This window comes from Thiomicrorhabdus heinhorstiae (genome assembly GCF_013391765.2).
GTDB lineage: Bacteria > Pseudomonadota > Gammaproteobacteria > Thiomicrospirales > Thiomicrospiraceae > Thiomicrorhabdus > Thiomicrorhabdus heinhorstiae.
This window is the reverse complement of the sequence record NZ_JACBGI020000004.1, coordinates 36,562-49,840: the sequence shown is the minus strand read 5'-3', so window position 1 is coordinate 49,840 and position 13,279 is coordinate 36,562. Positions and strand designations below refer to the sequence as shown.

Sequence of the window (13,279 nt, the reverse complement as noted above, 5' to 3'; positions counted from 1 at the left end):
ACTTGCCGGATTCTCTACCAATGAGAGATTCGGTAATAAATCTTGAGTTCAAGACTTCACGATACAACGGATAATCCGGTCTCAAGAGGAAAACGTGACGGCGCTGTGGTAAAGTGCCTGCATCTTAAGCCAGTCCGCAAACAGAGCATGCCATGACCATTCCACCCACCCAACACCCCCTGATCGAGAAAGTCAGAAACCTTCTTCCACTGATCGAACAGACCTCTTCCGAAGCCGAACGTTTGGGTCACTTACCTGACCGGGTGTTGAATGCCTTGTTTGAGTTGCGTTTGTTTCGCCTGTTTATTCCAGAGGAATACAATGGTGAACCGACGGATTTGCCGACTGCTCTGAGAATATTCGAATTAATTGCCTCAGCAGACGGGGCAACCGGTTGGCTGGTGATGATCGGCGCCGGCGGCGGATTGTTTTCCGGGTTTATCGAAGAGTGGGCAGCGCGCGAGATATTTGCGCCGGAAAGAGCGGTGATTGCCGGTTCCGGTTCGCCGTCCGGATTGGCAATAACGAAAGAGAATGGTTTTGAAGCATCCGGGCGTTGGGCCTATGCAAGTGGTGCCTATCACGCGACCTGGTTTACCGCCAACTGCAAAATCGACGGCAACGATGAGCAAATTATTTCGATTGCGGTGCCTGCCGAACAAGTCGAAATTCACGACACCTGGCATGTATTCGGTATGCAGGCCACCGGCAGCCATGATTTCAGTGTCGAACCGGTTCTCGTTCCTGAAAACTTTACCTTCTCTCTTGCCGATAAGCCGCTTTTGAAAGATCCGATTTTCCACTGTCCGCTGGAAACGCTCGCCAGCTTAACCTTTGCCAGTGTCGCCGTCGGCATAGCTCAACATGCGCTTGATGAATTCCAGCGTTTTATTGAAAGTAAACCCCTTGCCGGTGATATTGATATTCAGCAAAGAATCGAGCAGGCAAATGCATTGATCAGCCACGGAAGATGGCAACTGTACCAGTTGGCTGAAGCCGTTTGGAGCGAAGCTGAAAGATCTAAAGCTCCACGTGAAACGCTTCGGAGGCAGGTTGATAATGACTGTAGAGAGATCGTTCACAACAGTGTTACCGCCGCCGATCTTTTGAAAGCCCGTGCAGGCATGCTGGCTGCATTTACCGACTCGGCCTTCGGCAGAGCCTGGCGAGATCTACATACTTTAAGCCAGCATATCATTGTGTCGCCCGCCTCAGCTTAAAACTCCCAGTGCGCTTTATTCCAATCGAGCCGGGTGCCTAGCTTTTGGATGTCGGCTTTTCAATCAGCCCTCGTTCTAAAAATACCTCTTCCGCAGTAAAAGCTCCGTTCAATGCTGCCGGAAACCCGGCATACACGGACATTTGAATAATGACCTCCATGATCTCGGTAACACTGCATCCCACATTCAACGCTGCATTAATATGTACTTTGAGTTGAGGTGCCGCATGTCCCATTGCCGTTAATGCCGCGACCGTGGCGATTTCCCGGAATTTCAAGTCCAACCCCGGACGACTATAAACATCCCCAAACGGGTACTCAATCGTATAGCGCGCCAAACCCGGTGCAAAATGCTTCAGCGATTGAATCACGTTCTCCCCTGCCTGGCCGTCGATTTCTTTCAGTTTCTTGAGCCCTCGCTGAAAGCGCTCGGTATCGTTTGATGTCATGGCTTTACCCTCTTGATATGTTGAAACAATGGATGAAACATGCCCGGAAGAATCAGATACAGAGCAGGACAAACCGCAGCCCAATAGAGGCAACTGAATAAAATTGCGGCGACTGAATATATAAGCTCGAGTGAAATGACTGGCTGGCATCATGAAACTCCTTGCGTAAGATTCGCCTGCAGTCTACAACTTAGAGCAAACTCTAAGTCAAGGAAAAAAACAGCATCATTAAAATTCAACGAAGAAATCGGGGCATTTAATCCACAAGGTTTTGCCTGTATAAATCAATTTTGTCATTGAGTTTTTGCAAATGAGAATGGAGCTGCACAATGCTTTGTTCGAGGGTTTGAGCATGCTCTTCGAGCAAAGTCTGACGCTGCAATAAAGTCTCTTTACCCTGTGATCTCAATTTTGCGTAGAGACGGATTTTATCCAAGGGCATTCCTGTGTGCTTGAGGCGCAGCACAAACTCCATCCAGCTCACATCCTTATCAGTGAACCATCGATGGCCGTTTGCCAACCTCTGTACAGACCCGAGTACACCGTTTTTTTCGTAAAACCTTATGGTATGAGGGCTGATCCCCGTACGCTGGGAAAATTCTTTGATGTTCATGGACTTATGCCCCCAGTAAAAAGTCGGCTATTGCGACCTTTCGGTGTTCTATATTCAGGATCGCTGCTATTTAAATAGCTTAGTCTATTCATTTCACCTGAATCCCCCTTTTTTCACGAATTCATCTATTAAATTCCCAATAATTTCACCAGAAAATAACCACCAACCATCAAAATCAGGAACAAGATTCCAGCAAGAATAAACGCGCTGGAACCGACCTGTTTCATTTTATTGACCTGAGTTTCCATTCCCAAAGCAACCATTGCCATGGTTAAGAGGAAAGTATCAATCTGATGAATCGAGGCAACCATTTCCTGAGGCAAAAGATCGAAAGAATTAAATGCCGCTACCGCCAGAAAACCGACCGCAAACCAAGGAATTGAAGCCGTTAAACTCCCTTTACCGGCTTCGGAAGATGAAACCCGACGCGCCATAAACCAACCGACAACCAGAATGGCCGGCACAATCATCAATACGCGGGTCATTTTCTCAATAACCGCATATTCCTGGGCTTGTGCCGAGAGTGCGCTGGACGCGCCTACAACCTGTGCGACTTCGTGAATAGTGCTACCGAAATACAGCCCTTTGGCTTCGGCGCTCAATTGGAAGAAGTGCATGCCATCCAAAAGCGGATAAAGAAACATCGCCAAGGTTCCAAATACGACCACCGTGGCTACCGCCACCGCCGTTTGATGGCTTTGTGCTTTGGTAACCGGCTCCATCGCCAGAACGGCTGCGGCACCGCAAATACCGCTGCCGGCGGAGGTCAGCAAAGCGGTTTCCGGTTCCATTTTCAACCATTTGGTACCGATATAGAAACCAACCGTTAAAATTGCTGCCACTACCGCTGCTGCCAGAACAATTCCCTGCCAGCCGATCGAAGCAATCTCCTGAACGGTAATCGAAAAACCGTACAGCACGATGGCCACGCGTAAAATTCTGCGTGCCGAAAAGTGAATCCCGGCATGCCATTCAATCGGAATATGCTGATGTAAGGTATTACCGTAAATCGCCCCCATAAGAATCCCGATAATCAACGGGCTCAAGCCTAAACCGGAGATCAATCCGGTTTGTGAAATCGTGTGGGCGGCAATGGCAAACAGTGCCACCAGTAAAATGCCGTTTAGAGTATGTCCTCTTTGAGCTGTTGCAGCAAACATAGTAATTCTCCTTAATTAAAATAGAACGTCTGAGAATCATTTTAGCTTCTGCTATTTATAGTAAAATCTTATTTACTTATCCTAAATATCGGTTTTTCTGATGATTAAAGCCAGCTATCTGCTCACCTTCGCCAAGGTAGCGGAATTGAAAAACATCACCCTTGCCGCCGAAGCTTTGCACCGTTCGCAACCGGCCATTTCTGGCCAGCTGAAAGCTCTACAGGAAGCCTTTTCGCAATCTTTGTATGTGCGCAAAGGCATGGGAATCGAACTGACGGAGCTGGGACAATCATTACTACCCTATGCGCAGCGTCAGGCGAAACTTTTAATCGATGCAGAAACCTTCCGCATGCAGATGGAATATGATCAGGAAGTCTCCCTGAAAATCGGTGCTTCGACGACGATTGCTAATTACGCCTTGCCGACCCTGATCGCCCGTTTTCATCAGAACTACCCGCTGATTAAGGTGGATGTGCAGATTGGAAATACCCAGAAAATTCTAAACAGCCTGACAACGTTGGACGCCGCATTTGTGGAAGGCCGGGTACAGGGTATCCGCAATACCGGCTACTATCCGACAACCTGGCAACAAGACGAGCTGATTGCGATTATGCCGGAACATCATCCGCTTGTAGCACAAGACAAGATTACTCTGCAATCGGTCAGCGAATATCCGCTGATTTTGCGTGAACAGGGTTCAGGAACCAGAGAGATGATTGAACTGGCGTTTAAACGCCTGGATCTGGAAATTGAACCGGTCATTGAACTGTACAGCACCGAGTCGATCAAGGAAGCGGTCCGTGTCGGACTGGGAATCGCTCTGGTTTCAAAGATGGCGGTGGAAACCCTACCTCCGAGCATTCGTTGGAAAAGCTTGATGGAAGAGCAGCAAATCATCCGTCCACTATCGCTACTGTTACCCGAATTAGGCCATAACACACACTGGATTCGGGCTTTTATACGCTAGATTGTGATTAGGCAGTGGTGTTGATGTTATTGCCTAGATTTGGCGGCAGACCCTGGGTTGATGAAGCCTGCGGAATCGACTGAATCAGAGTTAACGCATTTTGCGATTGCATATCGAGCGACTTTTTAAGCATGGAGACACCTGCCTGCTCCTGCGTATACACCTGCTGTTGGGCTAATACCGCACTGACCGCTCCTGCTGCCGAAACACCTGAAATATCCATAAAACCTTCTCAACACTGTTTTGCTTAACATCTAAGATAATTAATCGGCCGCCCAACCGATTTCTTGAGAAGTAAATCAGTTATTACCTCCCGATTTACTCCTTTCAGGCGCTTTCTCCATTGAAAGAATAAGACTTAAAATAGTCGAAAGTTTCAAAACATTGTGAGGAATAAATCAGGTGATCACTTATTTATTGCTAATCATCAGCATCTCCAGTATTTTCATCTGCTACCAGATTGCCAAAGTGCGAGGCGGAAACCGCAAGTTGTGGATTATTATGGCAGCGATTTTAGGCCCTTTGGCGATTCCTCTAGCTTATTATGCAACCCGAAAACCTTCCCGAAACGACTAAAGAGCATTCACTCTCGCAGAGACAAGATAGTACAATCATAAACTCTCAATTCTCGTTTTAGATTTGCGGCGGCCTATGCAAACCGATTTGAACCCTCAGTCTCTCGCCCTCAAATTCCGCGGGTATTTACAGGAGATTCCATTATCAGTCGTCGCCCTGTTTGCTTTGCTTATCGTAGTTTCACTGGCGCCTTGGCTGGATAGCAAAGCCGAGGAATATATCGACACCGCACTCTTTAACAGCGGAGCCATTTACGCAACCGCCCGCGGAATCAATGCTCTGGTCTCAGTTCTGCAGACCACGCAGGTTTCGGTTTTCTTTGTTTCTCTGGACATCGGCGAGGTGCTCGACCCGGTCAACGATCTGATCGAACGTTTTTCCGACGTGATCAGTATCGCCCTGGCTTCTCTGGCATTACAGAAGATTCTACTTTTAATCTCTTCACACGGAATTTTTAAGGTTTTGCTACTACTGTCGGCAATACTTTTCATGGCTGCAAGCGCATTTAAAAAGATCCTGCTGAGAGACTTGAGTTTTAAAGTTTTAATCAGCCTCATCTTTATCCGCTTGGCTTTTGCCTTGGTCATTATCGCCAATACCGGTGTCGACCAGCTGTTTCTCCATCAGCAGAGCGAACACAGCTATCAAGGCATGCAAACCTATCAAAAGCAACTTAACAACGTAGCAAACCTGGTTAAAGACGGCAATGAAGCGAATCAGCAACAGCAGCAGGACTTGCAGCAGCAGATTGAAACCATTTCCCAACAACGGGCCAGACTCAACAGCCGACAAGCCAGCCTGCAAACCCGGATCGAACTGCAGAATCAGAAAATCCGTGACCGACGAAATCAACTTGGTACCATTTCACGCTTCTATAGCGAGGATGCCGAACTTAACGCCCTATATCAGGACATGAACGCTTTGCAAATCCAGGAGGCAGAACTCAAAAGTCAGACAAATCGCCTGGATTCCCATCTGGGCGAAACCGAAGAACAGTTGCAGTGTCTACAGAAAAAAGCCCGTGGCGAATCTTGTGGTGTCGGCGACTGGTTCGGTAGCGCCACTAGCGGTCTCGATCTAAAACAGAAAGTAATCGCACTAAGCGAAAACATCGAACAATTTGTCGACAGCACGTTGCAATTATTGACTTTACTGCTACTCAAATCGATTCTTTTACCGCTACTCTTTTGGTGGATGCTCTACCGGATCTTCAAATCGATCTGGGGTCTGGAGCTTCCAACTTTTAAAGAAACCGCAAAAAAACCGTAAATTCACACCAAATAAGTTTAAAACGCTATACAGTTATAAAAATATTCAATAACTACTCATCATATTTTCATGGGGGAATCACCCCCTTTCCGATAAAACAAAAAATACCAATTAATCAATACAATTCAATAATTTAAATAGTTGCAAACCCCAAGCAACCCGCTAAAAAAATGAACTATAGATAAACAAATCCTATTATTCAGCGGCCTGCCAACCCATTACCATCGTCGGCGTTCGACTCAAAAGAGAGGATGCTCTGAGCTATCGGCAAAAAATCATTAATAGCCGACAGCCTTTAAATATCGACTCGATCAAAAAGCTAAGTCAAAAATCAATAATAAAACTTGGGAGACAGACAAAATGACTGAACTTTTTTCCGATAACTGGATGAATGGATTAAAAGATCAATGGAATGCTGAACCGGAAGTAAAAAACAAACTTGCGGAAATCAACTTCAGCTCTACCATTACCTGTGGATTCAAAAACGAAGTGAACCCAACCGGTGTTTTCGTAGTTGAAAACGGTGAATGCGTGCGCGCCGGCAGCTGGAACGGTGAGGAAGCCGATTGGGACATGCGTGCCGATGCCGACAACTGGGGAAAATGGGTAAAAAAACCGTTGGGTATGACTTCCATGGGTATGGCGGTTGCCACCGGTAAACTAAAATTCAATAAAGGCGACTTCGGTGCCATGATTAAAAACCCGAGCATGGCTGGTCCATTTATCAAAAGCTTCGCCTTAATGACTAAAATCGACGTTTAAACGATTTTCCGCATCGAAAACCGCTGAAACCGGTTTTCGTAAACGGGCCTTTCCCTCCAAAATCCGCTCTGAAACGCGTAAACGCGCCCTGATAGTTAATAACTATCAATATAGATAAGCATTTCTTATCAGCCCAGTAAAATACCTGTTTTGACTCACCTGAGAAAAGCTTTGAAAATAGCCAATCTGACGTAATTCTACGCATTGGTTTTCAAGGGAAATAATTATGGAAATACAGGTCTGGTCAGGCTGGCTGGCAGGACTGGCGATCGGCTTATTTGTGGTCTTACACTTCTGGCTGATTGGTAAGCCGGCAGGCTGTTCTACGGGATACGGCAACGTTTGTGGTCTATTGTGCCGCCGAGTGCGCTATTACCACGAAGGCGAATACAGCAATAAAAACAATATCAAACTATGGTTTTTGATCGGCATTCCAATCGGCGGTTTCCTGAGCGCAATGCACTCGCCTGACGCCTGGCACATCAGTTTCGACATGGGAATGTACGATGAGATTCTGCCGCAGTCAGCGGCAGCCAAAGCGATCTGGCTGATCTTCGGCGGCATGCTACTCGGTTTCGGCGCTCGACTTGCCGGAGCCTGCACAACCGGACACGCCCTCGTCGGCGGCGCCATGCTTAATCCACCAAGCCTGTTGGCCGGTTTGGTCTTTTTTGCCAGCGCCTTTTTTGCGACACGACTACTATTTGGAACCTGACAAGCATGAGCAAGCAAGAAGAGAAAAACCCGCAACATCGCTATTCTTGGTTGACCAGCATCCGCCTGACGATCATTTCCTTTGGTTATGCCTATAGAGCGAATATTCTCAGCCTGTTTATGGGCATCCTGTTCGGTTATTTAATGAGTCATGCTGGCGCAACTACCTTCGATTATCACGCCGAAATGTTTCTGCTAACTGACCTGCAGTTGATGAAAGTCATTGGAACAGCGGTTGTCGTCGCCATGATCGGCGTCTCTTTATTGAAAAAGTTCCATATCAATTCAATTACCACTGGTACCGAGGTGGATTTCGTTAAGAAGCCATACCAGCAGGGTCTGATTGCCGGCGCATTCCTGTTCGGAATCGGCTGGGCGATGACTGCATCCTGCCCGGGAACCGTGCCTGCCATGCTCGGCGAAGGGAAAATTAGTGCGCTGTTCACCTTGATCGGGCTGCTTCTCGGCACCATGGCTTACGGCGTGTTGCAGACCTTTATCGCCAGCCAGGGGCGTTACGGCGATGTCTTGAAAGATTAACAAAAATTCGTTTCGCCTGAATTTTGCGGCCGATTCTCCCCGGTCGCAGCCTTTCGCTTAGTTTTTGATTTATTTCCTATTTAATTTTCTTTCGGGCTTTCTTTACCCAAAATCCGTCGATAAATCTATAAATCTGCAAAGATTTCATTATAATACCCTTCTTTTTCAATTTCTTAGCGCGGAAACCGATTCTTCGACAAGCTCTTTTTGCCGGTGGATGCCCTAAATCGTATTTCATAGAGAGCAAAATCATCCCATGACAACGCAAAACATTCGCAATATCGCCATTATTGCCCACGTTGACCACGGTAAAACCACCTTAGTTGACCAACTTCTAAAACAGTCAGGCACTCTGGACGAACGTAAGGATCTAGGCGAACGCGTCATGGACTCTAACGACTTGGAGAAAGAGCGTGGTATTACCATCCTGTCGAAAAACACCGCGATCAAATGGAACGACTACCGCATCAATATCGTGGACACTCCGGGCCACGCCGACTTCGGTGGAGAAGTAGAACGTATCCTGTCGATGGTTGATTCGGTACTGCTACTGGTCGACTCGGTTGAAGGGCCTATGCCACAGACCCGCTTCGTAACCGAAAAAGCGTTGCAACAAGGTTTGAAACCAATCGTCGTTATCAACAAAATCGACCGCCCTGGTGCACGTCCTGACTGGGTACTGGACCAGACTTTCGACCTGTTCGACCGTTTGGGCGCAACCGATGAGCAAATGGATTTCGACGTACTTTACGCTTCAGGCTTGAACGGTTTTGCCGGTTTTGACGAAGACGTGCGCGAAGGCGACATGACTGCTGTATTCGAAACCATTATCGAAAAAGTTCCTGCTCCTGAAGTTGATCTGGAAGGACCTTTCCAATTGCAATGTATCTCTTTGGATTACGACACCTATAAAGGGGTTATCGGAACCGGTCGTATCAAACGCGGTACCGCTAAAGTGGGCATGCAGGTCACCATCATCGATGCACAAGGCAAAACCCGTAAAGGTAAGTTCGGTGAAATTTTCGGTTACCACGGTCTGGACCGAGTCAATGTCGACGCGGCTCACGCAGGTGACATCATCGCTTTCTCCGGCTTTGATCCTCTGAACATCTCCGACACTCTGTGCGATCCGGAAAATGTAGAAGCGCTTGATCCTTTGAAAGTTGACGAGCCGACCGTTAGCATGACTTTCCAGGTTAACGATTCTCCGTTCGTCGGACAGGAAGGTAAACTGTTGACCTCTCGTCAAATCCGTGAGCGTCTGGATAAAGAATTGCTAACCAACGTTGCTTTGCGTGTAGAAGACACTGAAGACGCTAACAAATTCCGTGTTTCCGGCCGTGGTGAACTTCACCTGTCGGTATTGATTGAAACCATGCGTCGTGAAGGCTTTGAAATGGGAATCTCCCGTCCGGAAGTTATCTTCCGTGAAATCGACGGTGAAATCCAGGAACCTTACGAAACCCTGACCGTTGATGTACCGGAAGAAACTCAAGGTACCATCATGGAAAAACTGGGGATGCGTAAAGCGGAAATGCAAGACATGGTTCCGGACGGACACGGTCGTGTACGTGTCGACTTCATTATCCCTTCACGCGGTTTGATCGGTTTCCGTACCGAATTCATGACTGCAACCCAGGGTAACGGTTTGATCTTCTCGAGCTTCTCGCACTACGGCCCTAAATTCTCCGGTTCGGTCGGTGAGCGTAACAACGGTGTTCTGATCTCGATCGATAAGGGTAAAGCTTTGGCTTACGCGCTATTCAACCTACAGGATCGTGGACGTCTATACATCGGTCACGGTGAAGAAGTCTACGAAGGGATGGTCATCGGTCTGCACAGCCGTGCGAACGACCTGACGGTCAACCCTTTAAAAGGGAAGCAATTGACTAACATCCGTGCCGCCGGTACCGATGAAGCTCTGAACCTGGTTCCACCAATCCGCTTCTCACTTGAACAAGCGTTGGAATTCATCGATGACGATGAACTGGTCGAAGTAACTCCTGTAAGCATCCGTTTGCGTAAGAAACTTCTGACCGAGAACGAACGTAAGCGTGCGTCTCGCAGCAAGTAATAAATTATTGCGAATCGATCACAAAAAAGCCGGTGCCAATCACCGGCTTTTTTGTGTCCGGAACCCGCTGTTTTCGGGTAAACTGGTGAAAAAAGACGCCGTTTATTCGGCCAATTAAGACATCTTTTTAACGGAGACATGCATGAACGTTCAATCCAGCCTTTATCCGCCGATCGAACCCTATGTTCAGCACAGTTTGCAAGTCGATAGCACCCATCAGTTACATGTTGAAGAGTGCGGCAACCCTTTAGGCATTCCGGTGGTATTTATTCACGGCGGGCCCGGCGCCGGTTACAACTCGTCTCATCGGCGCTTTTTCGATCCTGACGCCTATCGAATCATTCTTTTCGACCAACGCGGTTGCGGCCGTTCCCGTCCGCATGCTTCATTGCGCAAGAATACAACGGCGCATCTGATCGAAGATATGGAGAAGATTCGCCGTCACCTGAACATTGATAAATGGCTGCTGTTCGGTGGCTCTTGGGGTTCGACTTTATCTCTACTGTATGCGGAAAGCTATCCGGAAAGAGTTTACGGTTTGATTTTACGCGGAATCTTTTTGTGCCGCGACGAAGACATCGCCTGGTTCTATCAAGCCGGTGCCGACCGTTTTTATCCGGATTTCTGGCAAGACTTTATTGCCCCTATCGCCCCTAAAAAACGCCACAATATGGTTTCAGCCTACTACGAAACCCTGACAGGAGAAGACGAAGTCGCCCGAATGCGTGCCGCCGAAGCCTGGTCGGTGTGGGAAGGACGCACCTGCAATCTGGAAACCGACGAAGACACCGTCAACTATTTCGGCGACCCGTTTAATGCCTTGGCGATCGCGCGTATCGAATGCCACTATTTCCATCACCAGGCCTTTATCGAAAAAAACCAGATTCTCGACGACATCGACGCCATCAAACACCTGCCGATCCATATTATCCACGGCCGCTACGACATGGTGTGCCCGATCAATCAGGCATTCGATCTGCACGAGAAACTCCCGAACGCCAGATTGCAAATCTGCAACCATTCCGGACATTCGGCGATGGAACCGGAAATCACTCAGGCTCTGGTCGATGCAACCGACCAGTTCAAGGAATTGATCGAAGCGCTATGATCTGTTTAATTCAACGCTCGCTCAACGGAAAAGTAGACATTGCCGGAAAAACCGTCGGAGCAATCGAAAAAGGCATGGTCGTTCTGGTCGGCTTCCAGCCGCAAGATAACCCGGCCGTTCTGGAGAAGATGGCGCATAAGCTCCTGCACTATCGTCTGTTTGCCGATGAAAACCAAAAAATGAATCTGAATGTGCAGCAGGTGAACGGCGGTATTCTGCTGGTGCCGCAATTTACCCTTGCCGCAGATACTCAATCCGGCTTACGCCCAAGCTTCTCCAGCTGCGCCCCTCCGGCGGAAGCCGAACAACTCTTCCGACAATTCATGGAATTGATAACCAGCCGATACGACTTGGTTGCCAGCGGCATCTTCGGTGCCGATATGCAAGTCAGCCTGACCAATGACGGCCCGGTGACTTTCTGGTTACAAACCTAGAACAATCTGGCGGCTTGATTTCTCTCAAGCTCTTAAAAGCACTGGCTGGTATAATGCACCGATCCGTAATTGTCCGCTATGCTGTTTTAGCAAATGTTTCATCAAAATGCGGACCGGCAATGGTATTCGACAATGGAGACGCCCTATGCACTATCAGGTCACTGAAGAGGAAACTCGCGCCGCAAAAAACCCGCACCATATTTTTAATATCAATATCATCATCACTCATCTGTTTCTATCGATGATCGTATTGGAAATCGGCGACACCATCGCATTGCTGCTGGTACCGCTTATTTCAAGTCTGGTGATCTATTACCTCTACTGGCGCAAGCAAAAGGCCCTGAAACAAGACTCCTGGTTTGTCGCTGCCCACTGGACCATGGCTTGGCGCCGCGGGCGCATTCTCTTGATCAGTTATGGCGTCGCTCTGGCCATGGTATTGATCTATCTGCTTATCGATGCCATTTTTCCCGGCGGTTTCAGCATGAACGACTTCTCGACCGAAGGAAATCAAACCCAGTTGGGCGAGATTATCACCATCCGCTTTGCGGCAGTGGTTATTTTCGTTGCGGTACTAATCACCTTTATGCAAACCGGGATTTCGGTGTATGACGCCGGTAAAGGGATACTGGACCCGAAAATCGAGCGCCTTGTACCTCGTGGCCCCGACGCCAATGCCGAACTGGGCGAAGGCAGCGATGAAGTACAGCATGCAAACAGCAAGAAAATGGACTCCTGATGAGCAAACAACCCAAAAAGCTGCCGGTATTCTGGATTGTTATTCTTGGCTCGGTGATTATTTTTCCACTGATGCTGCTTATTCAACCTCAGCGTGATGCGGTCGATGAACAACAACTGCCATGGAATGCCGCTTTCGACAACAACGGAAATCTGCACGCTCTCGGATTGGTAATCGGCAAATCCTCTTTGAAAGAAGCCATGCTGCTGTACGGCAAGGATGTCGAAGTCAAACTCTTCACCGACAAGCATGAAGGCAATAAAAGCCTGGAAGCTTTCTTTCCGGTAGCCTATATCGGTTCGATTAAGGCCGGTCTGGCACTAAAACTGCAGGTAACACCTGAAGAGTTAAACGCACTTTATCTAAAGGGCAAAAAAATCTCTCCAACCACTTCCGGCGGACGCGAGATCGAGTTATATAACTCCGATATCGTCGACTATATGGATCGCCCGATTCAAAGCCTGACTCTGGTACCGCGTAAACAGTTGACCGAACGAGCCATCAGCATGCGCTTCGGCGAACCGGAACACAAAGAGACCCAGTCGGACGGCTTGGAACACTGGTTCTTCCCTCGTAAAGGCCTGGAGATGATTATCGATCCGGAAGGGCCGGAGGCTCTGCAATATACCGTTAAATAACAGGATGTGGGATGGGC

General features: G+C 48.1%; 16 protein-coding genes. 12 read left to right on the top strand and 4 right to left on the bottom strand.

Features of this window, described 5'->3' with window-relative positions; genetic code table 11:
• Nucleotides 1-152: 152 nt before the first annotated feature.
• Nucleotides 153-1,220: an acyl-CoA dehydrogenase family protein gene (locus H8792_RS03925; RefSeq protein WP_185977631.1), complete on the top strand. Its 1,068-nt coding sequence runs from the start codon at nucleotides 153-155 to the stop codon at nucleotides 1,218-1,220.
• A 37-nt stretch (nucleotides 1,221-1,257) separates the two neighbouring features.
• Here the strand turns inward: H8792_RS03925 and H8792_RS03920 are convergent, their stop codons facing one another.
• The 3 genes from H8792_RS03920 to H8792_RS03910 form a co-directional block, all read right to left on the bottom strand.
• Nucleotides 1,258-1,821 (bottom strand): carboxymuconolactone decarboxylase family protein, encoded by a 564-nt coding sequence (locus tag H8792_RS03920; protein ID WP_228766928.1) that lies wholly within the window; start codon nucleotides 1,819-1,821, stop codon nucleotides 1,258-1,260.
• A gap of 103 nt (nucleotides 1,822-1,924) precedes the next feature.
• Nucleotides 1,925-2,281 (bottom strand): MerR family transcriptional regulator, encoded by a 357-nt coding sequence (locus H8792_RS03915; RefSeq protein ID WP_185977630.1) that lies wholly within the window; start codon nucleotides 2,279-2,281, stop codon nucleotides 1,925-1,927.
• Between the two features lie 128 nt (nucleotides 2,282-2,409).
• The gene (locus H8792_RS03910) at nucleotides 2,410-3,441 is read right to left on the bottom strand and encodes a YeiH family protein (RefSeq protein ID WP_185977629.1); all 1,032 of its coding nucleotides are present in this window, start codon (nucleotides 3,439-3,441) and stop codon (nucleotides 2,410-2,412) included.
• 100 nt (nucleotides 3,442-3,541) lie between these two features.
• On the opposite strand from H8792_RS03910, the gene H8792_RS03905 reads away from it, so the two are divergent.
• Entirely contained in the window at nucleotides 3,542-4,408 is an 867-nt protein-coding gene (locus H8792_RS03905; RefSeq protein WP_185977628.1) for a LysR substrate-binding domain-containing protein, read from the top strand.
• Between the two features lie 7 nt (nucleotides 4,409-4,415).
• Here the strand turns inward: H8792_RS03905 and H8792_RS03900 are convergent, their stop codons facing one another.
• Entirely contained in the window at nucleotides 4,416-4,631 is a 216-nt protein-coding gene (locus H8792_RS03900; RefSeq protein ID WP_185977627.1) for a YjfB family protein, read from the bottom strand.
• Nucleotides 4,632-4,810: 179 nt separating this feature from the next.
• Here H8792_RS03900 and H8792_RS03895 point away from each other — a divergent pair, with 179 nt between their 5' ends.
• From H8792_RS03895 to H8792_RS03850, 10 genes are all read left to right on the top strand, one after another.
• Nucleotides 4,811-4,984: a hypothetical protein gene (locus H8792_RS03895; protein WP_185977626.1), complete on the top strand. Its 174-nt coding sequence runs from the start codon at nucleotides 4,811-4,813 to the stop codon at nucleotides 4,982-4,984.
• A 75-nt stretch (nucleotides 4,985-5,059) separates the two neighbouring features.
• A complete protein-coding gene (locus tag H8792_RS03890; protein ID WP_185977625.1) occupies nucleotides 5,060-6,253 on the top strand; it encodes a hypothetical protein in 1,194 nt (397 codons plus the stop codon).
• 360 nt (nucleotides 6,254-6,613) lie between these two features.
• Entirely contained in the window at nucleotides 6,614-7,015 is a 402-nt protein-coding gene (locus H8792_RS03885; protein ID WP_185977624.1) for an SCP2 sterol-binding domain-containing protein, read from the top strand.
• A gap of 226 nt (nucleotides 7,016-7,241) precedes the next feature.
• The gene (locus H8792_RS03880; RefSeq protein ID WP_185977623.1) at nucleotides 7,242-7,730 is read left to right on the top strand and encodes a YeeE/YedE family protein; all 489 of its coding nucleotides are present in this window, start codon (nucleotides 7,242-7,244) and stop codon (nucleotides 7,728-7,730) included.
• Nucleotides 7,731-7,735: 5 nt separating this feature from the next.
• On the top strand, nucleotides 7,736-8,269 hold the full coding sequence (locus tag H8792_RS03875) for a YeeE/YedE thiosulfate transporter family protein (RefSeq protein WP_185977622.1): 534 nt from the start codon (nucleotides 7,736-7,738) through the stop codon (nucleotides 8,267-8,269).
• Between the two features lie 256 nt (nucleotides 8,270-8,525).
• Entirely contained in the window at nucleotides 8,526-10,343 is a 1,818-nt protein-coding gene (gene typA / locus H8792_RS03870) for a translational GTPase TypA (RefSeq protein WP_185977621.1), read from the top strand.
• A gap of 142 nt (nucleotides 10,344-10,485) precedes the next feature.
• Nucleotides 10,486-11,451, top strand: a complete 966-nt coding sequence (pip, locus tag H8792_RS03865; RefSeq protein WP_185977620.1) for a prolyl aminopeptidase — start codon at nucleotides 10,486-10,488, stop codon at nucleotides 11,449-11,451.
• Nucleotides 11,448-11,885 carry a D-aminoacyl-tRNA deacylase gene (gene dtd / locus H8792_RS03860; protein WP_185977619.1) on the top strand — a complete coding sequence of 146 codons (438 nt, stop codon included), beginning with the start codon at nucleotides 11,448-11,450 and terminating at the stop codon, nucleotides 11,883-11,885. The genes pip and dtd overlap by 4 nt, the downstream gene beginning before the upstream one ends.
• Before the next feature lie 145 nt (nucleotides 11,886-12,030).
• Nucleotides 12,031-12,624: a hypothetical protein gene (locus H8792_RS03855; protein WP_185977618.1), complete on the top strand. Its 594-nt coding sequence runs from the start codon at nucleotides 12,031-12,033 to the stop codon at nucleotides 12,622-12,624.
• On the top strand, nucleotides 12,624-13,262 hold the full coding sequence (locus H8792_RS03850; protein ID WP_185977617.1) for a hypothetical protein: 639 nt from the start codon (nucleotides 12,624-12,626) through the stop codon (nucleotides 13,260-13,262). The genes H8792_RS03855 and H8792_RS03850 overlap by 1 nt, the downstream gene beginning before the upstream one ends.
• Nucleotides 13,263-13,279: the final 17 nt, after the last annotated feature.